Source organism: Curtobacterium sp. MCPF17_002, assembly GCF_003234115.2.
Classification (GTDB): domain Bacteria; phylum Actinomycetota; class Actinomycetes; order Actinomycetales; family Microbacteriaceae; genus Curtobacterium.
In genome coordinates this window covers 3,403,386-3,424,799 of the sequence record NZ_CP126251.1, presented here as the reverse complement: position 1 = coordinate 3,424,799, position 21,414 = coordinate 3,403,386, and the positions used below count along the sequence as shown (strand labels likewise).

Below are 21,414 nucleotides of genomic sequence, written 5' to 3'. Positions count from 1 at the left end.
AGAGGCGGACCGTGACCGATCTCGTCGACACAACGGAGATGTACCTCCGCACCATCCTCGATCTCGAGGAGGAGGCGATCGTTCCGCTGCGCGCTCGCATCTCGGAGCGCCTCGGCCACTCGGGTCCCACGGTCTCGCAGACCATCGCTCGCATGGAGCGCGACGGGCTCGTCGTCGTCTCGGGCGACCGTCACCTCGAACTCACCGGTGAGGGCCGCTCCCGTGCGACCCACGTGATGCGCAAGCACCGCCTCGCGGAGCGCCTGCTGTCCGACGTCATCGGGCTGGACTGGGCGTTCGTCCACGACGAGGCCTGCCGCTGGGAGCACGTCATGAGCGAGCAGGTCGAGGTCCGGCTGCTCGAGATGCTCGGCAACCCGACCGAATCCCCGTACGGCAACCCGATCCCCGGGCTCGCCGAGATCGGCGGTCCTGCCGCTGCCGGGTTCCTCGACGGTGTGCAGAACATCGTCGCCGCGACCGAGGGCACGGACGCCGTCGCCACCGGTGTCATCCGCCGTCTGGGCGAGCCCGTGCAGTTCGAACCGGAACTCCTCCACCAGCTGCGATCGGCGGGCGTGATGCCCGGACGTCTCGCGAGCGTCCAGCGTGCCGGCGCGTACGTCGCGGTCCGCGTCGACGGCGAGGAGTCGGGCATCGAGCTGCCCAGCGAGGTCGCGCAGCACGTCTACATCGAGCGTCCCTGACCCGTCGGACGTGCCGTGGCCCGGCAACTGGGGCGGGGCGTTTTTCTGCGGCCTGATCAGGGGTTCTTAACCGAACTGTTACAAACGGGCGTTTTCATCTCGACAAGGTAACGGTCCGCACGTACACTCGACGAGTCCGCCGGCCACCCACGAGGCCCAGGACCCGTGACAGGACGTCTCGAACCCGTCTCCTGTCTCGATCGGAAACGATGACGAACGGATGGGGTTGCACGGACCGCGGTCACCCCCGCGGAACGTGGTGACGAGACGCCGGAGACACCCCTTTTGACGCAGACCGGTTCCGCCGCGGACGCCCAGACGCCCGTGAACCCGACGAACACCGCGAACGCCACCGATGCCCCGCTCTCACGCCGGGCCGCTCGACAGAGCGAGACCGAGGCCGCGCGCACCACGCGTGACGCCCGTCCCGCTCGTGTGACCCCCGTGCGCGACGCCCCGCTCCCCGGCGGCCGCCGTGCTGCGCAGGCCGCTCGCACCGCAGCCACCGCCAAGGCGAGCTCGTCGGCTCGCAAGCGTCGCTTCCTCGCGCCCGTCGTCCTGACCGTCGCCGCCGGCATGTTCGGCACCGTCGCAGTCGCCCCGGCCTTCGCCGCCACGCAGCAGTCCACGGGCACCGACGCCGCCAACGCGCAGCGCGCGATCCGCACCACCGAGGCGCAGAACTTCTCCGTGTCCGACGCGGTCGCCCTCGCCGGCACGAGCCGCGACGGCTACGGCGCCACCTCGACCGCCACGCTGAACGCCGAGAAGGCGCAGAAGGCAGCCGCCGAGGCCGCGAAGCAGGCGGCAGCGCAGTCCGCCGCCACGCAGGCCGCCCGCGCGCAGACCGCGTCGCAGTACGCCGCCTACACCGGCCCGACCGCGTCCGACTACGTCGCGTCCTCGACCGCCGCGAACACCCCGTTCTCGCTGCCGGCCGTGGTCGCCACCGCGAAGCAGTACATCGGCACCCCGTACGTCTTCGGCGGCGCCGACCCGTCCGGCTTCGACTGCTCGGGCTACGTCATGTTCGTCTACGCCCAGTACGGCATCAACCTCGCGCACTCGGTGCCGCTGCAGGACCAGGCCGGCACCACGATCCCCGAGTCCGAGGCGCAGCCGGGTGACGTCGTCATCTTCAACAACGAGGCGCACGACGGCTTCTACATGGGCAACGGCATGATCATGGACGCCCCGAAGCCCGGTGGCTCCGTGTCGATCCGCCCGATCTGGACCAGCGACTACCACATCGTCCGCTTCGGTATCTGACGAGAGCCGGCGCTCCCGCGTCGATCCCGTGAACATCGGAGGAACCGGCCCGCACACCCTCGTGCCGGGCCGGTTTCTGACGTAACCTGACGCTGCACCGGTCCGATCCGGCCTGCACAGGGAGACCTCATGTCAGCGTTCCGCACGACCCGCACCATGGGTCGGCGCGCGCACGTCGACATATGGTCGACCACCGCCTGCGTGCACGAGCACACCCCTGCATGACGAGAGCACCGCCCATCCGGGTGGTGCTCTTCGTGGTTCCGGGGTCGTCCGCGCGAGCGACGGTCACCTGCGTGGCGCCCCGGTCCGACGCACCCGCACCGCCTGGAAGCCGTCCAGGCACGTCGGAAGGGAACCCATGCGCACTCTCGTCCTCAACGCCGGTTACGAGCCCCTCGCGGTGATCTCGTTCCGTCGGGCCCTCGTGCTCGTCATGAACCAGAAGGCCGCCATCGTCGCCGCCGACCTCGAGCACCCGGTCACGGGCTCGACGTCGACCTACGACCGTCCATCCGTCATCATCCTCACCCGGTACGTGCGGATCCCGCAGTCCAGGCTCGTGCCGGTCTCCCGGCGCGGGGTCCTGCGCCGGGACGCCAACCGGTGCGCGTACTGCGACCGGCACGCGACCACGATCGACCACGTGCAGCCCCGCTCGCGCGGCGGCGAGGACTCGTGGGAGAACCTCGTCGCCTGCTGCCTCGCGTGCAACAACACGAAGGGCGACCGCACCCCGCAGGAGATGGGGTGGCGGCTCCGCTTCCGTCCCAAGGCCCCGCACGGAGCGTCCTGGGTCGTGCGCGGGATCGAGCGTCCGCAGTCGGAGTGGGACGAGTACCTCGTGGCCGCGTAGCAGGACCGGGCGCCGGACCGGGCGTCAGGCCGGGCAGCGGACCGGGCAGCAGGCTGGCCCTCAGCCTGAACGTCCGCCAAGGTTGACGGGTGCGAACGCAGCGACCCGCCCCCGCCCACCCGCCGACGGGCACGCCCCGGCTCGGCCCGCTGTACGCCGCGGGCTTCGTCACGGCGTTCGGTGCGAACGGCATCGCGGCGGCCGTGGGCGGCGAACACCTCGAGCTCGGGCTGACCCTGGCGTGGCTCGGGGTGTTCCTGGCGCTGTACGACGTCGCCGAACTCATCCTCAAGCCGGTCTTCGGCGCACTGTCCGACCGCATCGGCCCGCGCCCGGTGATCATCGGCGGGCTGGTCGTGTTCGCGGCGGCCTCCCTCATCGGTGTGTTCGGGACCGGGCCGTACTGGCTCGGGCTGGCGAGACTCCTCCAGGGTGCCGGCGCCTCGGCGTTCTCGCCGGCGTCCTCCGCCGCGGTCGCCCGGCTCGTCCCGGCCGGACGTCGCGGCAGGTACTTCGGCCGCTACGGATCGTGGAAGGGACTCGGCTACGCCGGCGGCCCGGTGATCGGGGCCCTCGTCGTGCACGTCGGCGGGACGCAGTGGCTCTTCGCGGTCCTGGTCGTGATGGCCCTCGTCACGGCAGCGGCCGTCCTGGTCCGGGTCGACCCGATCGTCCCGCTGCCCCGACAGCGGGCGACCGTCGCCGTCATGCTCCGTGCCGCGACCGACCGGCAGTTCCTCGTCCCCGTGGTCGTGCTCGCCGTCGGCAGCGCCGCGATCGGTGCGCTCACCGGCATGCTGCCGGCGCTCGGCAACGACGTCGGCATCCCGCTGCTGGTGTCCACGATCGCCGTCGCGGTCCTCGCGGTGACGTCCTCGCTCGTGCAGCCGGTCGCCGGCCGGCTGCACGACGCCGGGCGTCTCGGAGCCGGGACGGCCGGCATCGTGGGCACCCTCGCGGTCGCGGTGGCCTTCGCGCTGCTCGCGGTCGTCCCGTCGGTCCCCGCGCTGTTCGTCGCGGCACTGCTCGCCGGCGCCGGTGTCGCGACCCTGACACCGGTCGCGTTCGCGCACCTCGCCGGCACGACGCCGCCGGACCGTCTGGGACGGACGATGGGCTCGGCGGAGCTCGGCCGCGAGACCGGCGACGCCATCGGGCCGCTCGTCGTCGGCGGCGTCGGGAGCGCGATCGCGCTGCCGTTCGGGTTCGCGGCGTTCGCGGTCGTCGCGCTGCTCGGGACGGCTGCAGCAGCATGGCTCCCCAGCCGGCCGCGCGAGCGCGAGGACGCAGCCGTCAGCAGGTGACCGCCCGCCCGCTGCGGGTCGCGGATCGCGGACCGTCGCCCACCGGCCTGGAGGCGCGTGGCGGGCCAGCACCGCGCCTCCAGACCGGTGGGTGGTGCGTCAGCTCGGCCGGCCGGAACCCGCGGGCCCCGCCGGCGCGTCAGCCCAGCCGGCCGGACCGGCCGGGCCGGGTCGGAGGGTCCGTGCGCGGCGACGGCGGACCGTCAGCGTGATCGCCAGCGCAGGGAGACCGAGCATGCACGCCCAGAAGACGACGATGCCGGTGACCCAGAGCGCCGTGCTGCGGGTCGCGCCCTGCTCGGCAGCGGCGAGCGTCCCGGCCGTGGGGGCGTGGACCGAGCCCACCGGGCCGTGCTCGACCGCGTGCGGGTCGTCGCCGAGGACCACGAGGAACGACAACCGGCGGGGGTGGTCACTCGACGGCGGGAAGCCCCAGGTCTCGTCGCCCACGGCCGTGAGCGTGCTGCCGGCGGCCGGGTCGTCGACGTCGTCGGGGATGGTCAGCGTGTAGTGCGGCGTCTCCTTCGGCATGCCCGAGGTGGTGTCGACGTCGGTGAGCACGCCCTCGACGACGACGGAGTGGCCGACCAGGGGACGCAGTTCGGCGATGTGATCGCGGGCGGTGTCCGTCGCGCCGCCGAGGAGCCAGAGCCCGAAGACGCTCGGCAGGAGCAGCACGCCGAACACGACCCAGACGGGCCATCCGGGGAACGGCAGGCGGGGTGCCGGGGCCGGGGCTGCCGTCCACACCGGAGCGCCCTGCTGCCAGCCGCTCACGTGGAGACCCCCGTCGTTCCCATGCGCTCATCCTCACAGCGGACGCCCGGGCCGTCCACCCGGCTGGGCCGTCCACCCGCCCGGGGCGTGCACCCGGCCGGGGGGTGCACCGGCCCGGGGCGTGCTTCCGTCGGGGGTGCGTCGTAGCGTCGGGTCATGGCAGAGACCCCGTTCATCGACGACGCGACCGTCGCCGACCTCCGCGCGCGACTCCGTGCCACCCGCTGGCCGGACGTCCCCGCCGGTACGGGCTGGTCGCTCGGCGTCGACGTCGACGAGCTGCGGTCACTCGTGGAGTACTGGGCGGACGGCTTCGACTTCGACGCGCACCGGGCCGTGTTGTCCGCACTGCCCTCGCGCAGGGTCACCGTGGACGGCATCGGCATCCACGTCCTGCACGCCCGGGCCGGCACCCCGGACGCGCTGCCGCTCCTGCTCGCGCACGGCTGGCCGGACTCCGGGTGGCGGTACCGCAAGGTCCTGCCGATGCTCGTCGCAGCCGGGTTCGACGTCATCGTGCCGGACATGCCCGGGTACGGGTTCTCCGAGGCGCCGCCGCAGCCGATCGACGCCCGGCAGGTCGCCGGCATGTGGGCCACGCTCATGACCGAGCTGGGGTACGAACGCTTCGCGGTGTCCGGCGGCGACATCGGCACCCACGTCGTCCGCTACCTCGCCCTCGACCACCCCGACCGGGTCGTGGCCGTGCACCGCATCGACGGCGGACTCGCCTGGCCGGGACTCGACCCGGCGACGCTGTCCGGCCCCGAGCGGGAGTTCGTCGCCGAGACCGACCGGTGGCGGACGTCCGAGGGCGCGTACGCGATGATGCACCGGACGAAGCCGCAGACGGCAGCTGTCGGGTTGAACGACTCTCCAGCCGGGCTCGCGGCGTGGATCGTGGAGAAGCTCCGGTCGTGGAGTGACTGCGACGGGGACCTCTGGTCGGTGTACACGCGGAACGAGGTCCTGGCGCTCCTCACCGAGTACTGGGCGACGGCGACGATCGGGTCCGCGATGCGGATGTACCACGCCAACGCGGCCGTCCCGGCGGAGCAGATGGCACGGCGGGTCGAGGTGCCGTCCGGGTTCTCGATCTTCCCGGGCGACCTCGTCCGGGCGCCGGTGGAGTGGCTCGAGCGGACCACGAACCTCGTCTACCACCATGAACTCGACCGCGGCGGGCACTTCGCGGCGTTCGAGCAGCCGGACGTCTTCGTCGCCGAGCTCAGGGCCTTCCTGGAGCCCTTCCGCCGCTAGAGTGGACGGGCCAGCCTCTGTAGCTCAATGGAAGAGCAGTTCCGTCCTAAGGAAACGGTTGGGGGTTCGAGTCCCTCCAGGGGCACCAGCGGGTCGTCGGGGTTCGAGTCCCTGCCACGCCGGTCAGGGGCACCAGCGGGTCGGGGTTCGAGTCCCTGCCGCGCCGGTCAGGGGCACCAGCGGGTCGGGGTTCGAGTCCCTGCCGCGCCGGTCAGGGGCACCAGCCGTGCCGCGCCCGGCCGCTCGCTCGCTGATCGGTCTCCCGAGTCTCGCCCCGGCGGACACTCTGCGCCCCGCACGACCCGGGAGTCGTCCGCCCAGCCGAGTCTCGGGCAGCCCTGCAACACCGACCTCGCGACCAACCGTCGCGCCGGACGGTTGCACCACCCGCACGCCCCGTACGATTGACCCCGTGTCCAAGGTCCTGAGCAGTCTCCCCGTCGGCGAACGAGTCGGCATCGCGTTCTCAGGAGGCCTCGACACCTCCTGCGCCGTTGCCTGGATGCGCGAGAAGGGAGCGGTGCCCTGCACGTACACGGCCGACATCGGCCAGTACGACGAGCCGGACATCGACGCCGTCCCGAGCCGCGCCCACGAGTACGGTGCCGAGATCGCCCGCCTGGTCGACGCGAAGAGCGCCCTGGTGGAAGAGGGCCTCGTCGCCCTGCAGACCGGCGCCTTCCACATCCGCTCCGGCGGCAAGACGTACTTCAACACGACACCCCTCGGCCGCGCGGTGACGGGCACGATGCTCGTCCGCGCCATGAAGGAGGACGGCGTCGACATCTGGGGCGACGGCTCCACCTACAAGGGCAACGACATCGAGCGGTTCTACCGCTACGGCCTGATGGCCAACCCGCGCCTCCGCGTCTACAAGCCGTGGCTCGACTCGGAGTTCGTCGCCGAGCTCGGTGGCCGCAAGGAGATGAGCGAGTGGCTCGTCGAGCGTGGGTTCCCGTACCGCGACTCCACCGAGAAGGCGTACTCCACGGACGCGAACATCTGGGGTGCCACGCACGAGGCGAAGAGCCTCGAGGAGCTCTCCAGCGGGCTGGACATCGTCGAGCCGATCATGGGCGTCGCTGCCTGGCGTGACGACGTCGAGGTCGCGACCGAGGTCGTCTCGGTCCGCTTCGAGGGTGGTCGCCCGGTCGCGATCAACGGCGTCGAGTACCCCGACGCCGTCGCGCTCGTCTACGAGGCGAACGCCATCGGCGGCCGCCACGGGCTCGGTGCGTCGGACCAGATCGAGAACCGCATCATCGAGGCGAAGAGCCGCGGCATCTACGAGGCCCCGGGCATGGCGCTGCTGCACATCGCCTACGAGCGCCTCCTCAACGCGATCCACAACGAGGACACGGTCGCGTCGTACCACAACGAGGGTCGCCGGCTCGGTCGCCTCATGTACGAGGGCCGCTGGCTCGACCCGCAGTCGCTCATGCTCCGCGAGTCGCTGCAGCGCTGGGTCGCCTCGGCCGTCACGGGCGAGGTCACGCTGCGCCTCCGTCGCGGCGACGACTACACGATCCTCGACACCACGGGTCCGGCGCTGTCGTACCACCCGGACAAGCTGTCGATGGAGCGCGTCGGCGACGCCGCGTTCGGCCCGGACGACCGGATCGGCCAGCTCACGATGCGGAACCTCGACATCGCCGACTCGCGTGCGCGCCTCGAGCAGTACGCGGCCGCCGGGCTCATCGGCGGGGCGACGGGTGACCTCGTCGGCCAGCTCGAGGCGGGCGAGGCCGAGGAGATCCTCGGCGGAGCGGTCGTGACCTCGGACGCCGACGACGCGCTCGGACGTGCGACGGACGCGGCGTCCGAAGGCGCGGCGTTCGACTCCGGCACCGACTGACGCGTGCACGACCGAAGGGGCCTCCGCGGCGACGCGGGGCCCCTTCGTCGTGGTGCGACGGCGACGAGCGACATCCCCGTTGGGTGGATTCAGGTGGTGGTTGCACCACCTGAATCCACCCATCGACAGTGTCGTTACAGCGCGTGGATCGCGGACGCCCGCGCGCACGCGCGCACGCCCGCCCGCACGGACTGGAGGCGCGGTGCCAGCTGGCACCGCGCCTCCAGTCCGTCGCGGGTCGCGTCGAGAGCCGTCAGCGCGCCTCCGCGGTCTCCACACGCTTCTGGCGCCACGCGCGGGCGGGCGTGTCCGGCCCGTCCCACACCTGGATCGCACCCCACGCCGCGGCGAGGAGCGGCACCGAGATGATCGCCCCGGTGATGCCGGCGAGCACGGTGCCGGCGGTCAGGCCGATGAGGATCACCAGGCCGTGCAGCTTGAGCGTCTTGCCCATCAGGACCGGCTGCAGCAGGTTGCCCTCGAGCTGGTTGACGAGCACGACGATGCCGACGACGATGAGCGCCTGGACCGGACCGAGCGCGACGAGGGCGACGAGGGCGGCGAGGATGCCGGCCGCGGTGGCACCGACGATCGGGATGAACGCCGTGATGAACACGACCACCGCGAGGGGGAGCGCGAGCGGGACCCCGACGATCGCGATGCCGACGCCGATGCCGATGGCGTCGACCGCGGCGACGGTGGCGGTTCCGCGGACGTAGCCGCCGAGCGTCTGCACCACCCGGTTCCCGACGCGACGCGCACGCTGGTACCGCTCGCCCGAGAACGGACGGAGCAGGAACTCCCAGATGCGGGGACCGTCCTTGAGGAAGAAGAACAGGACGACGATCATCAGCACGAGGCCGGTGAGGAAGTTCGCCGTGGCCGAGGCGCCCGCGAGGGCTCCGGAGCCGAACTGCGAGCTCGTCAGGAAGTCCTCGACGCTCTTGACGATGTCGTCGACCTGCGAGTCGGAGATCGAGATCGGCAGCGTCGTGGCGAAGTCCTGCAGCTGCCCGAACCCGCGCACGGCGGACTTCTGCAGGTCCGGCCACTGCGAGATCACGGCGACGACGATGAGCCAGCCGACCAGGCCGAGCACGATGAGCACGCCGATGAGGACCGCGAGGGTCGCCAGGACCGACGGGACCCGGTGCCGGCGGAGCCACGAGACGACCGGGTGCATGGCGGACGCGATGATCAGCGCGAGCAGCACGGGGATGGTCACGACGCTCAGGGTCGCCGCTGCGTAGACGATGCCGATCGCGATGACGAGCACGATGATCGCCTGCAGGCACCGCGTCGCGATGCCGCCGAACGAGTCGGACCACTTCTTCGACACCTCGGTGGGTGCGACGGCGGCGGGCGGGGTGCTGGGGGTGTTGCCGAACAGGGGCATCTGGCTCCTCGGGGTGCGGGTGTGCCCGCCCACCGTACCGGGGACGTCGGCCGCCGTACCGGGGATGTCGCGCGCCCGACCGGAGTGGTCTCGCGCTGCACCGGGAGGGCCATCGCGCTCCGGCCCGAGCTGCAGGGAAGTGCTCGAGGGCCGGAGCGTCGATGCTCGCTGCGAGTCCCGGCGAGGGGAGCGCCGGTCGGGTGTGACTCGCTGCTGATGTCCACTCTAGCGGTCCACCGAAGTGTGGACAGACAGATCGGTCTCCCCAGTTCGGGGGTGCGGTTTGCGGAGGGTTTTCGTGCGTGGTGCCGAACGCCGTTACGGTGAAGGGACCAGGCCGGAACAGGGTCTCGTGGTCTTGATGCTCCTCGCGGTCTGCGAGGTCTGGCGCAACGAGGTGGCCTGGTCGAATCCGGAGTGCGCATCACTCCGACGAAGGGCTGGTCGCCATGACCGCCACCACCACCGCTCCGTGCACGCCGACAGTCGACCTGTTCGCGAGTTCCACCCGGACGCCGGCAGCGCACCCGGCCGGGTCGTTGCTGGAGCTCGTCCTGTCGTAGGGCTGCGTCGCGCCGGCCGAGTGCCGCGTCGCGCCGGCCGAGGGCCGTAGCACGCGCGCATCAGCGCAAGCACCACCGGACTGGAGGCGCGGTGCCAGCTGGCACCGCGCCTCCAGTCCGGTGGACACGCAGGTCGAGACCGTCAGGCGGCCGCCCCTTCCAGCGTCGCGTCCGCCCGCTCCGGCGACCCCTCGGCGAGACCGCGAGCGATCCTGCCGCGCGACGCGAGCCACAGGACGAGCGCTGCGACGAAGACGAGCACCTCGGTGACGGTCAGCGCCCAGATGATCCCGGCGAGCCCGAACCACAGGTTGCCGACGATGACGATCGGGACGAAGAGCACACCCTGCGCCATCGAGAGGACCATCGCGGGCAGCACCATGCCGGTCGCCTGGAACAGTGAGGTGAGCAGACCCGTGAACCCGTTCACGATGGTCGCGACGAGCTGTGCCGTGAGGATCGTCAGGCCGATGGCGAGCACCGAGTGGTCGCCGGAGAAGATCGTGAAGACCTGCTCCCGGAAGACGAACACCGTGCCGGAGAACAGCAGCACGATCGTGCCGACGGTGAACGCCGCCCCGCGGAGTGCGGCGCGCATCCGGACGGCGTCGCCCTTGCCGAACGCGTAGGCGAGGAGGGGCAGCACGCCGATCGTGACGCCCATCACGAGGAACTCGGGCACCTGGGCGATGCGGACGGCGACGCCCATCGCGGCGAGCGGGTCGTCCCCGTAGCCGGCGGCGAGGTTGTTGAGCACGAGGGTCGTGACGATGAGGAACGCGGACTGCAGGAGCTCGCCCGCACCGATGCCGAACACGCCCTTCAGGATGTCCGGGCGGAGCGTGAACCACCGCGGCGCGAAGCTGACGTTCTCGCTGTTCCGCTGCAGCCACACGATCCAGTAGCCGATCGCGACGAGGTTGCCGAGCCCGATCGCGAGTGCGGCGCCGGCGACGCCCCAGTGCAGCACCAGGATGAAGAGGACGTCGAACACCAGGTTGCCGATCGTCGACAGGACGAGTCCGACCATCGCCTGTCGCGCGGCGCCCTCGGACCGGACGATCTGCTCCAGCGCGAACGACGCGGCGAGCACCGGCACGAACGCGAGCATCACGGCGACGTAGGCGCTCGTGGCGGGCACGGCGGCGGCGTCCGCGCCGAGCACGGCGACGAGCGGCCGCAGGAGGACGAGCCCGATGACGGCGAGGACTGCGCCGGTGACGACTGCGCCCCACAGGGCGAAGGACGCGACGCGTTTGATGTCCTGTGCCTTCGCGGGGTCGTGCTCGGAGGCGCCGAGCATCCGCGACATGAGCGCGCTGCCCCCGACGCCGAACACGCCGCCGACCGCCATGATGAGGCCGAGCAGCGGGGTGCCGAAGGTGATGGCCGCGAGCAGCGACGTGTCGTGCTGCGAGCCGATGAAGCCGGCGTTGATGACGTTGTAGACGGCGCTGACGACCATCGCGGCGGCCATCGGCACACAGAGGTGCACGAGGGCTCGACCGATGGGCGCGGCCGACAGGTACCAGCGGTTCCTGGCTGCGGCGGTGTCGGGCACGGGGGTTCCGGTGGGTGCCGTGGTGTCCATGGCTGCCTCCTTCTGGGCAGGGCTCCGCCGGCCCTCGGCGGGCAGGACGGAGCGCGCGGGCCGCAGGGTGCAGTCGCGTGGGTGGGGCCTCCGGCGGTGGGCCTGGAGGCGCGGGGTGCGCTGGGTGGATCGGTCGCGTGTGCGCGGGCGCGCGCGGCGGATCGGGTCTAGCGGGTGGGCTCCGGCAGTTCGGCCGTCACCTTCTGCAGGAGTGCCTGCAGTGTGGCTCGTTCGCCCCGGTCGAGGGGCGCGAGCAGGACGTCGTCGAGGGCGACCATGGCGTCCTCGAACCCGGCGATCAGGGCGATGCCGTCGTCGGTGGCGTACACGCGCTTCGTCCGGGCGTTCTCGGCGTCCGCGCGTCGTTCGACGAGCCCGCGGCGCTCGAGCCCCTGCAGGAGACTCGAGACGCTGGCCGCACTCGTCCGGGTGATGTCGGCGATGTCCCGCTGGATCGCCCCGGGCGTGTGCTGCAGGTACCCGAGCACGAAGGACTGCTCCTGGGTGAGGTCGCGCTCGCGGACCCACTCCTCGGCGGCCTTGCGCTGTGCCCACCCGATCCAGCGCATCTGCTGGAGCGGCGTGTCCATCCGGGGTGCCTGCTGCGTCATGGTCAGAACACTAACTGTTCGATGTCTAACTGTCAACGATCGAAGTGTTCGGTTCGTGGTCGGATCTGTCTCCTGATCCCGTGCGCACCGGGTGTCGCAGCGGGATACTGGGGCGGTGCGTGAACTCCAAGCCGCCATCGCAGCGGACCTCAACGTCCAGCCGACCATCGACCCCGAGCAGGAGGTCGCCCGTCGCGTCGGGTTCCTCCGCGACTACCTGCTCGCGTCCGGTGCGAAGGGCTACCTCCTCGCCATCAGCGGCGGCCAGGACTCGACGCTCGCCGGTCGTCTGACCCAGCTCGCCGTTGAGTCGCTCCGCGCCGAGGGGCACGCCGCCGAGTTCACCACCGTGCGCATGCCCTACCGGGTACAGGCGGACGAGGACGACGCGCAGCTGGCGCTGCAGTTCATCGCGGCCGACCCCGGCATCACCGTGAACATCGAGCACGGCGTCGACGGGGTCGTGCAGGACACGGCGGCCTCCGGCGTCGCGCTGAGCGACTTCGTGAAGGGCAACGTCAAGGCGCGCATGCGCATGGTCGCCCAGTACGCCGTCGCCGGGCAGCGCGGGCTCCTGGTGGTCGGGACCGACCACGCCGCCGAGGCCGTGAGCGGCTTCTTCACGAAGTATGGCGACGGCGGCGTCGACCTCACGCCCCTCACCGGGCTGTCGAAGAGCCAGGGGCGGCAGATCCTCGAGCACCTCGGCGCTCCGGCCCGGCTGTACGAGAAGGCCCCAACGGCGGACCTGCTCGACGAGACTCCGGGCCAGACCGACGAGGCGAACCTCGGGCTCACCTACGCCGAGATCGACGCCTACCTGCAGGGGCACGACGTGCCCGTCGAGGTCGCCGAGGCGATCGAGTCCCGCTACCGCGCGACGGAGCACAAGCGGCAGGTGCCGGCGACGCCCTTCGACGACTGGTGGCGTGCGGGCGCGTAGGCGCGTGGTCCCCCTCGTTGTCGGCTCGTCCTCGTAGGATGGGAGACAACGGAACAACAGATGCGGAATCCAGGTCCGCGCCCACCCGGGCCGCGCCTGGTCCGGAGGGGGAGCCATGGAAGTCCTGTTCGCGCTCGGAGCCGTCCCGCTGATCATCGCGGGGATCATCGTCCTCGCGGTCATCGCGCTGATCTACGCCAAGGTCGTCTACCGCAACGCCGGTGCCGACGAAGCACTCATCATCACGGGCAAGCGGTCCCGCAAGGTCAAGAACGCGGACGGCACCGAGACCGTCGAGTCCGGCATCAAGGTCGTGCTCGGCGCCGGCGTGCTCGTCCGGCCGTTCTTCGAGAAGGTCGCGAAGCTGTCGCTGAGCTCGCGCGCGATCGACATCAACGTGAACGCCCAGGACTCTCGCGGCGTGACCATCGACGTGGAAGCGGTCGCACTCGTGAAGGTCGGCGAAGCCGACGCCTCCATCCGGGCCGCGGCGCAGCGGTTCCTCGGGCAGGAGAAGAAGATCGACGACTTCGCGCGCGAAGTCCTGTCGGGTTCCCTCCGTGCCTCGATCGGTGCGACCGACGTGTCCACGATCATCCGCAACCGCGACCAGCTCACCGTCGCCGTGCTCGACGTCGCGAAGGACGCCCTGCACAGCCAGGGGCTCGACGTGGACTCGTTCGAGATCAAGGGCATCTCCGACCGCAACGAGTACATCAGCGACCTCGGCCGTGCCGAGCGCGCACGTGTGCGGCTCGAGGCGGAGAACGCCGAGGCGCAGGCAGACCGTGAAGCGCGTGAGGCGCGGGCGACGGCGGACCAGGCCATCGCCGAAGCGGAGAACACCCTCGCGATCCGTCGCGCCGCGCTGCAGCTCGACGCCGACCGCGCTTCCGCCGAAGCCGCTGCCGCCGGGCCGCTCGCCCAGGCTCGCGCGTCCCAGGGTGTCGTCGAGCAGGAACAGATCACGGCACAGAAGCGTGCCGAGCTGCGTCGTGCCGAGCTCGAGTCCGAGGTCTCCGCCGTCGCCGAGGCCCAGGCGCGCAAGACCCGCGTCGAGGCCGAAGCCGCCGCCGGCGCCCAGGTTGAGACGGCCCGCGCGCAGGCCGAGGCCCGCCGGATCTCGGCCGAGGCGATCGCCGCAGAGGCGAAGGCCGAGTCCGAGGCCCGCAAGCTCGCAGCCGACGCCTCCCGTGCCGAGGGTGAAGCCGCCGCCGACGCGATCCGCGCCAGGGGCCAGGCCGAGGCCGACGCGACGAAGGCCCAGGCCGACGCACTCGCCCAGCACTCCGACGCCGTGCTCCGGGTCAAGGTGATCGAGACGCTGCCGAGCATCGCCCGCGAGCTCGCCGCACCGATGGGGAACATCGACAAGCTCACGGTGGTCTCGTCCGACGGCGCGGGTGCGCTCGCGAAGAGTGTCGTCAGCCAGTTCAGCGAGGTCGACGCGCTGCTCGGCACGACCGCCGGGTTCACGCTGAGCGACATCGTGAAGAGCGCCACGACGGGGCAGGCCGCTGCGCGTGCCGTCGTGCGTGAGCAGGCGCCCTCGGCGAGCGAGTGAGCGTCAGGATGTGATGCCGGGTGCGGCGGGGATCAGTCCTCGTCGTGCCCGTCGTCGTTCCGGCGCTCCCGCTGCTGGCCGCCGGCGTCCTCGCGCTCGCCGCTGCCGTGCTCGTCGCTGCCGTCGTGGCTGCCGGCATCGCGTTGCTCCGCGAGGTGCTGCTGCCAGACGACGCTGCGGGCGGCACCCGACAGGACGTCGTCGACGCTCCGTCCCGACTGCGCGGCGAGGGCTCCGCTGAGGCCCGCGGTCAGCGTGCCGCCGGCGGCCGCCAGCCGCTCGACGACCTGCTCCTGCCGTTCCGTCAGTGGTTCGTCGATCATCTCGTCGATGACCTCGCGGATGTTCTGCTCGCTCGCGTCCAGGGCCGCATCGTCGCCTGAGTGCAGCGCTGCTGCCTCGCCGACGACGACGAGTCCGAGGCGTGCGGCGTCGTCCTCGGGACGCGGGCTGCTGTCGTGCTCGTCAGTCATGCGGTGGACCGTACGCTCCGGGACGTTGCGGTTCCTGGATCATCGGGGTACCGCCGGGCGCACGATGAGCGGTCAACGGCGCACGGACCACCGCCGGAGCAGCCACTCGGCCGCGGCCAGTCCCTCGCGGCGTTGGAAGTCCCGCAGTGAGGGCATGTGCGGGATCGCCGGTCGCGCGGCCTTCTCGAAGAACGTGCCCGCGAGCCCGGCCAGGACTGCGTCGACGGCCGCCGGTGACGCCGAAGCGAAGACCCTGCTCGTGCAGTCGGAACCCGTCCCGGTTGCGGGAGCGCGACAGGGTCTTCACGAAGGCGACCCGGGCCTGCAGGATCGTCGGCACTTCGGTCCAGGTCGTGCGTCCCATGCGGGCCACCGTAGCTGAGAAGCCGTTCACGAAAGTGCACAGATGGCAACTTTGCGTTGGAAGCAAAGGTGCTCGTGATGTAAAGTTGCAGCGTCTGCAAGGTTAGTCGCGCAGACGATCACCCTCGCACCCCTGAAGGACCCCCATGTCTACTGCCACCGCACCCGTCGAGGTGCAGCGCGGACGACAGAGCACCCCGGCCAGCGCGCCGGGGAAGCCGATCATGTCGCACCGCCAGATCCTCCTCGTCATCTACGGCCTCATGGCCGGCATGTTCCTGTCGTCCCTCGACCAGACGATCGTCGGCACGGCGATCCGCACGATCGGTGACGACCTGCACGGGCTGGACCAGCAGGCGTGGGTCACCACGGCCTACCTGATCGCCTCGACGATCACCACGCCGATCTACGGCAAGCTGTCCGACGTCTTCGGCCGCCGCCCGCTCTACATCTTCGGCATCGCGGTGTTCATCCTCGGGTCGCTGCTCTCGACGATGTCCACGTCGATGATCATGCTCGCCGCGTTCCGCGCGTTCCAGGGCATCGGAGCGGGCGCGCTGATGTCGCTGCCGCTCGCGATCATGGGCGACATCCTCGCCCCGCGTGAGCGTGCCAAGTACCAGGGGTACTTCCTCGCGGTGTTCGGCATCTCTTCCGTCATCGGCCCGCTCATCGGTGGCCTCTTCGCCGGTGCGACGAGCATCCTCGGCATCACCGGTTGGCGCTGGGTCTTCCTGGTCAACGTGCCGATCGGTGTCGCCGCGCTCCTCATGGTCATCGCGTTCCTGCACCTCCCGAAGTTCGGCGACGCCAAGGCGAAGCCGCGCATCGACTGGTGGGGTGCGACCTCGGTCATCGTCACGCTCGTCCCGTTCCTCCTCGTCGCGGAACAGGGCCGTACGTGGGGCTGGGGCTCGGCGGCCGCGATCGCCTGCTACGTCATCGGCGCGCTCGGCCTCGTCGCCTTCCTCGTCGTCGAGACGCTCATGAAGGACGACGCGATCATCCCGCTCAAGCTGTTCCGCTCGAGCACGTTCTCGATGGCCACGATCCTCGGGTTCCTCGTCGGCTTCGCGATGTTCGGCGCCATGCTGACCATCCCGCTCTACCTGCAGATCGTCACCGGCCTGACCCCGACCGAGTCCGGCTTCGCGACCCTGCCGATGATCGGTGGTCTGATGATCGCCTCGATCGCATCGGGCCAGATCGTCGCCCGCACCGGCCGGTACCGGATCTTCCCGGTGATCGGCACCGCGCTGGTGTCGTGCGGCTACGTCGTCCTGACGTTCATGACGATCGACAAGCCGCTCTGGTTCCTCATGATCGGCATGTTCCTCATCGGCCTCGGCCTGGGGCAGCTCATGCAGAGCATCACCCTCGCCTCGCAGAACTCGGTCCAGCCGCGTGACATGGGTGTGGCGACCAGCTCGGCGACGTTCTTCCGCCAGATCGGTGGAACGCTCGGCACCGCGGTGCTCCTGTCGGTCCTGTTCTCGATCATGCCGGCCAACATCCTGCACGCGACAGCGGACGAGAAGAACCTGACCTCGGCCCTCGATGCCGCCCTGAACCCGACCGTCGCCAGTGCGAAGGCGAACCAGGGCGTCATGGACCAGATCTGGAACCCGATCGTCACGCCGGTCAAGCAGCAGGTGCAGTCGGGTCTCGACGCCGCGACCGCCAAGGTGACCCAGGCCACCACCGGCGCTCCGGAGGCCGTGCAGCAGCAGGCCCTCACGGCCGCTGCTGACAAGGCGCACGCCAGTGTGCAGGACGGCAAGCTCGTCGTCGACTGGTCGAACGAGGCGCAGCGCACCTACTGGGTGAACGACCTCGCGCCGACGCTGGCGAAGCAGATCGACAAGGGTTCGAACTCCTCGAGCAACTCGAACGCCGAGACGAGCGACACGTCCTACCTGAACGGTGCGGACAAGGCCCTCACGAAGCCGTTCATGACCGGGTTCAACTCCTCGGCCGTGACGGTCTACTGGGTCGGCTTCGCCGTGATCCTGCTCGCGTTCATCCTGAGCTGGTTCTTCAAGGCGCCGCCGCTCCGCAAGAGCTCGGCACTGCAGGAGCAGGCGGACAATGCCGGCACGGCTGACGACCTCGAGGTGCAGGCGGTCAAGGCTGCGGACACCATGGGATCGCCCACCGCTCCCGTCACCGGTTCGATCGCCGTCCAACGGAGCGCGTCGAACGACTAGGCCGATCGGGGCCTCCTGCCACCAGCCAGGAGGCCCCGCTCCGCATGACCCGTGCCACACCAGGAGCAGCACGTGACCACCACCGAAGCGACCACCACCGAAGCGACCACCGCCGAAGCGACCAACACCGAGGCGCCCGCCGACGGCGGCCTGCGGGAGCGCAAGAAGCAGCAGACCCGGGCCGCCATCCACGGGGCCGCGCTCGAGCTCGTGACCGGCCGGGGGCTCGCGGGCGTCACGGTCGAGGAGATCTGCTCCTCCGCGGGGGTCTCGCCCCGCACGTTCTTCAACTACTTCCCGTCGAAGGGCAACGCCGCGCTGGGGCTCCCCGCCACGACGGTGCCGGATGCGGCCCGTGCCGCGTTCCTCGTCGGCGAGGGGCCGCTCGTGTCGGACCTCTGTGACCTCGTCGCGCAGACGGTGACCCTCCCCGAGGACCGTCGCCGCATGAAGGAGCTCGTCCAGGCGCGGCCGGAGATGGTGCCGACGATGCTGCAGTGGATGGCGGATGCACGGCTCGCGATCCACGAGGTCGCATCGGAGCGCGCCGACGCCGACTCAGCGCGGACCGCGGTGACCCTCGTGATGGCGGCGGCCATCGAGGCCGCGCACCGCTTCACGGTCGGCACGCACGACGAGCTGGCGGACCGGCTCCGCGGCGTGGTCGCCGAGATGGGCCGGCTCGCCACGTCCTGACCCAGCCTGACCACGGCCTGGAGGCGCGGTGCAGGTCGGACCCGCACCGCGCCTCCAGGCCGTGGTCGCGTTCCGACCCATCGCAGCTGCGGTAGAAAGCGCTTTCGCGCATAGGGGGCAGGAAATTCCTGCTTCCTACGAGCGGAACGGCTTCCTACGCGCGGAACGACCCACTACGAGCGGAATGGCCCCCCCCGCCAGCGCGCCGGTGCCGAGTCATCGGACGACTCGCCGCGCTTCGTGGCTGAAACGCAACCAACTCGGGTCTTGACAGCAGAGACATCGGATGTTTCGATTGCCTCGTTCGGTCGACGGAGACCGGACGGGCAGGAGACACGATGAGCCGCATCACCGGTCTGCGCGTGCGCGACATCCGGTTCCCGACCTCACGGGAACACGACGGGTCCGACGCGATGAACCCGGCACCCGACTACTCCGCCGCCTACGTCGAGATCGCCACGGACGCCCTCGACGGGCACGTCGGCACCGGCTTCGTCTTCACCATCGGCCGCGGCAACGAGGTGCAGGAGGCGGCGATCGCAGCCCTCCGCGACCACGTCGTCGGCGCGGACGCCGAAGCACTCCTCGACGACATGGGCGGCACCTGGCGCGCCCTCGTGCACGACTCGCAGCTCCGCTGGCTCGGCCCGGAGAAGGGCGTCATGCACATGGCGATCGGCGCCGTGGTGAACGCGCTCTGGGACCTCCGGGCGAAGCGCGCCGGGCAACCCCTGTGGGCGCTGCTGGCGGGTCTCAGCCCCGAGGCGCTCGTCGACCTCGTGGACTTCCGGTACCTCACCGACGCGATCACGCCCGACGAGGCGCTCGGACTGTTCCGCGACGCCGAACCCCTCCGGGCCGAACGCCGCGAACGGCTCGAGCGCGAGGGCTACCCGGCGTACACGACCACCCCGGGCTGGCTCGGCTACGACGACGAGAAGCTCGCCCGGCTCTGCCGTGAAGCCGTCGACGAGGGCTTCGCCCAGATCAAGCTCAAGGTCGGCGGCGACGTCGACGAGGACGTCCGACGGATGGGCATCGCCCGCGCCACCGTCGGCCCCGACATCCGGATCGCCATCGACGCGAACCAGCGCTGGGACCTCGACGAGGCCGTCGCCTGGATCGAGCGGCTGCGCCCGTTCGACATCGCCTGGGTCGAGGAGCCGACGAGCCCCGACGACGTCCTCGCGCACGCCGAGATCGCCCGCCGCATCGCCCCGATCCCGGTGGCGACGGGGGAGCACATGGCGAACCGGGTCATCGCGAAGCAGCTCATCCAGGCCCGCGCGATGAGCGTCCTGCAGATCGACGCCACCCGGGTCGCCGGGGTGAACGAGAACCTCGCGATCCTGCTCCTCGCGGCGAAGCACGGCGTCCGGGTGTGCCCGCACGCCGGCGGCGTCGGCCTGTGCGAGGCCGTCCAGCACCTCTCGATGTTCGACGCGGTCGCGCTGACCGGCGAGGTCGACTCCCGGTGCATCGAGTTCGTCGACCACCTGCACGAGCACTTCGTGACCCCGGTGGACGTCCACGACGGCCGGTACTGGCCGCCGACCGCGCCCGGCGCCGGCACCGAGATGCTCGCCGAAACCCTCGACACGTACTCGTTCCCGGACGGCCCGGTCTGGGCCGGCACGGCCGAGGACATCCCCGACGCGGTCCGCGTCGCCTGACCACCACGCCCACACCCTCACCCGATCACCACGACGAAGTGGAGACTCCGATGCAACGACGACGAATGATCGCCGGGCTCGCGGCAGCAGCTGCCGCGGCCCTCGTGCTCACCGGCTGTTCCTCCGGCAGCAGTGCCGGTGGGAGCCAGTCGAAGGACGCCCTGACCTGGTCCATGTGGATCGCCGGGAAGGAGGACAAGGCCGCCTGGCAGAAGGTCGCCGACACCGTGAAGAGCGAGGACGGCATCACCCTGACGATCCAGGGCGCACCGTTCGAGAACTACTTCACGAAGCTCAGCACGCAGCTGAGTGCCGGCGGCGCCCAGTGCGTCGTGAGCATGCAGTCGCTCCGCGCCGCGAACTACACGTCGTCGCTGCTGCCCCTCGACGACCTCGCCGAGAAGGACGGCACCGACCTGTCCGCGTTCGACAGCACGGCGCTCGACGGCATGAAGGTCGACGGGAAGCTCTACGGCCTGCCGTACGACACCGGGCCCATCATGATGTTCTACAACCGCGACCTCTTCAAGCAGGCCGGCGTCGCCGAGCCGAAGCCGGGCTGGACGGTCGACGACTTCGAGGCGGCGGGCGCTGCGCTCAAGGCGAAGGGCATCACCGAGTTCGGTTCGACGGTCAGCGACCTCAACCTCGAGTCGATGGTCTACGGCTACAACGGCGGCCGGGTGATCACGTCCGACGGCAAGCTCGACGCGTCGAACGCGAAGTTCGCGGACGGCCTCGACTGGCTCTCGACGCTCGTGAAGAAGGGCTACGCGACGCAGGCGTCGTCGGACTCGTCGACACCGGGAAACGACTTCGCCGCCGGCAAGGTCGCGATGTACACCGACGGTCCGTGGTCGCTCATCAGCCAGAAGGCCAAGGTGAAGTTCGACCTGGGCGTCACGACGCTCCCCGCCGGCACCTCGGGTCCGTCGACCTTCGCCGCCGGCTCCGGCTTCGGCGTCTCGAAGCAGTGCAAGTACCCGGAGCAGGCGTTCAAGGCCGTGCAGACGATGACCAGCGAGAAGGTCCTGACCTCGCTCGCCGAACAGGGTCGCGCGTTCCCCGGTCGCACCGCGGCGCAGGCGGCCTGGTACTCCAGCGCCGGCATCGAGGGCGCCGAGCCCGCGCTCAAGGCAGCACTCGCGAAGTCGTCCCCGCTCCTCGGGAACAAGCAGAGCGACCAGCTCTCCCAGCTGTTCACGCAGTACGCGCTGCAGGCGGTGAACGGGCAGACCTCCGGCAAGGCGACCATGTCCTCGATCGCCGGTCAGCTCGGCACGCAGTAGCCAGCGCGCCACCCGCC

General features: G+C 70.9%; 17 protein-coding genes and 1 tRNA gene. 13 read left to right on the top strand and 5 right to left on the bottom strand.

Annotated elements, in window-relative coordinates; genetic code table 11:
• Positions 1–11 precede the first annotated feature (11 nt).
• The 4 genes from DEJ28_RS15960 to DEJ28_RS15945 all read left to right on the top strand — a co-directional run bounded on the left by DEJ28_RS15960 (position 12) and on the right by DEJ28_RS15945 (position 4,136).
• Complete coding sequence (locus tag DEJ28_RS15960) at positions 12–707, top strand: iron-dependent transcriptional repressor DtxR (RefSeq protein ID WP_111115298.1); 696 nt, start codon at positions 12–14, stop codon at positions 705–707.
• Between the two features lie 285 nt (positions 708–992).
• Entirely contained in the window at positions 993–1,976 is a 984-nt protein-coding gene (locus DEJ28_RS15955) for a C40 family peptidase (RefSeq protein WP_284180756.1), read from the top strand.
• Between the two features lie 361 nt (positions 1,977–2,337).
• On the top strand, positions 2,338–2,832 hold the full coding sequence (locus DEJ28_RS15950) for an HNH endonuclease (protein WP_111115297.1): 495 nt from the start codon (positions 2,338–2,340) through the stop codon (positions 2,830–2,832).
• Between the two features lie 89 nt (positions 2,833–2,921).
• A complete protein-coding gene (locus tag DEJ28_RS15945; RefSeq protein WP_111115296.1) occupies positions 2,922–4,136 on the top strand; it encodes an MFS transporter in 1,215 nt (404 codons plus the stop codon).
• Between the two features lie 99 nt (positions 4,137–4,235).
• On the opposite strand, the gene DEJ28_RS15940 is transcribed toward DEJ28_RS15945, so the two are convergent.
• Positions 4,236–4,913, bottom strand: coding sequence for a hypothetical protein (locus DEJ28_RS15940; RefSeq protein WP_111115295.1), 678 nt, complete (start codon positions 4,911–4,913; stop codon positions 4,236–4,238).
• 156 nt (positions 4,914–5,069) lie between these two features.
• On the opposite strand from DEJ28_RS15940, the gene DEJ28_RS15935 reads away from it, so the two are divergent.
• The 3 genes from DEJ28_RS15935 to argG all read left to right on the top strand — a co-directional run bounded on the left by DEJ28_RS15935 (position 5,070) and on the right by argG (position 8,028).
• Positions 5,070–6,173: an epoxide hydrolase family protein gene (locus DEJ28_RS15935; RefSeq protein WP_111115294.1), complete on the top strand. Its 1,104-nt coding sequence runs from the start codon at positions 5,070–5,072 to the stop codon at positions 6,171–6,173.
• 13 nt (positions 6,174–6,186) lie between these two features.
• Positions 6,187–6,261: transfer RNA gene (locus DEJ28_RS15930), tRNA-Arg, on the top strand.
• 324 nt (positions 6,262–6,585) lie between these two features.
• Positions 6,586–8,028: an argininosuccinate synthase gene (gene argG, locus DEJ28_RS15925; RefSeq protein ID WP_111115293.1), complete on the top strand. Its 1,443-nt coding sequence runs from the start codon at positions 6,586–6,588 to the stop codon at positions 8,026–8,028.
• Positions 8,029–8,281: 253 nt separating this feature from the next.
• Here argG and DEJ28_RS15920 read toward each other — a convergent pair whose 3' ends face one another.
• The 3 genes from DEJ28_RS15920 to DEJ28_RS15910 all read right to left on the bottom strand — a co-directional run bounded on the left by DEJ28_RS15920 (position 8,282) and on the right by DEJ28_RS15910 (position 12,189).
• Positions 8,282–9,424: an AI-2E family transporter gene (locus DEJ28_RS15920; RefSeq protein ID WP_111115292.1), complete on the bottom strand. Its 1,143-nt coding sequence runs from the start codon at positions 9,422–9,424 to the stop codon at positions 8,282–8,284.
• 705 nt (positions 9,425–10,129) lie between these two features.
• Positions 10,130–11,578: an MATE family efflux transporter gene (locus tag DEJ28_RS15915; protein WP_111115291.1), complete on the bottom strand. Its 1,449-nt coding sequence runs from the start codon at positions 11,576–11,578 to the stop codon at positions 10,130–10,132.
• A gap of 167 nt (positions 11,579–11,745) precedes the next feature.
• A complete protein-coding gene (locus DEJ28_RS15910; protein WP_220034621.1) occupies positions 11,746–12,189 on the bottom strand; it encodes a MarR family winged helix-turn-helix transcriptional regulator in 444 nt (147 codons plus the stop codon).
• A 115-nt stretch (positions 12,190–12,304) separates the two neighbouring features.
• Here DEJ28_RS15910 and nadE point away from each other — a divergent pair, with 115 nt between their 5' ends.
• Positions 12,305–13,132, top strand: a complete 828-nt coding sequence (gene nadE / locus DEJ28_RS15905) for an NAD(+) synthase (RefSeq protein ID WP_111115290.1) — start codon at positions 12,305–12,307, stop codon at positions 13,130–13,132.
• Positions 13,133–13,247: 115 nt separating this feature from the next.
• Positions 13,248–14,696 (top strand): SPFH domain-containing protein, encoded by a 1,449-nt coding sequence (locus tag DEJ28_RS15900; RefSeq protein WP_111115289.1) that lies wholly within the window; start codon positions 13,248–13,250, stop codon positions 14,694–14,696.
• A 32-nt stretch (positions 14,697–14,728) separates the two neighbouring features.
• Here DEJ28_RS15900 and DEJ28_RS15895 read toward each other — a convergent pair whose 3' ends face one another.
• Positions 14,729–15,169, bottom strand: coding sequence for a DUF5304 family protein (locus DEJ28_RS15895; RefSeq protein ID WP_111115288.1), 441 nt, complete (start codon positions 15,167–15,169; stop codon positions 14,729–14,731).
• 509 nt (positions 15,170–15,678) lie between these two features.
• Here DEJ28_RS15895 and DEJ28_RS15890 point away from each other — a divergent pair.
• The 4 genes from DEJ28_RS15890 (at position 15,679) to DEJ28_RS15875 (ending at position 21,397) form a co-directional block, all read left to right on the top strand.
• The gene (locus tag DEJ28_RS15890) at positions 15,679–17,739 is read left to right on the top strand and encodes an MDR family MFS transporter (RefSeq protein ID WP_111115287.1); all 2,061 of its coding nucleotides are present in this window, start codon (positions 15,679–15,681) and stop codon (positions 17,737–17,739) included.
• A gap of 72 nt (positions 17,740–17,811) precedes the next feature.
• Positions 17,812–18,435 (top strand): TetR/AcrR family transcriptional regulator, encoded by a 624-nt coding sequence (locus tag DEJ28_RS15885; protein WP_111115286.1) that lies wholly within the window; start codon positions 17,812–17,814, stop codon positions 18,433–18,435.
• A gap of 338 nt (positions 18,436–18,773) precedes the next feature.
• Positions 18,774–20,108 (top strand): enolase C-terminal domain-like protein, encoded by a 1,335-nt coding sequence (locus DEJ28_RS15880; protein ID WP_111115285.1) that lies wholly within the window; start codon positions 18,774–18,776, stop codon positions 20,106–20,108.
• A gap of 50 nt (positions 20,109–20,158) precedes the next feature.
• Positions 20,159–21,397 carry an ABC transporter substrate-binding protein gene (locus tag DEJ28_RS15875; protein ID WP_258368021.1) on the top strand — a complete coding sequence of 413 codons (1,239 nt, stop codon included), beginning with the start codon at positions 20,159–20,161 and terminating at the stop codon, positions 21,395–21,397.
• Positions 21,398–21,414: the final 17 nt, after the last annotated feature.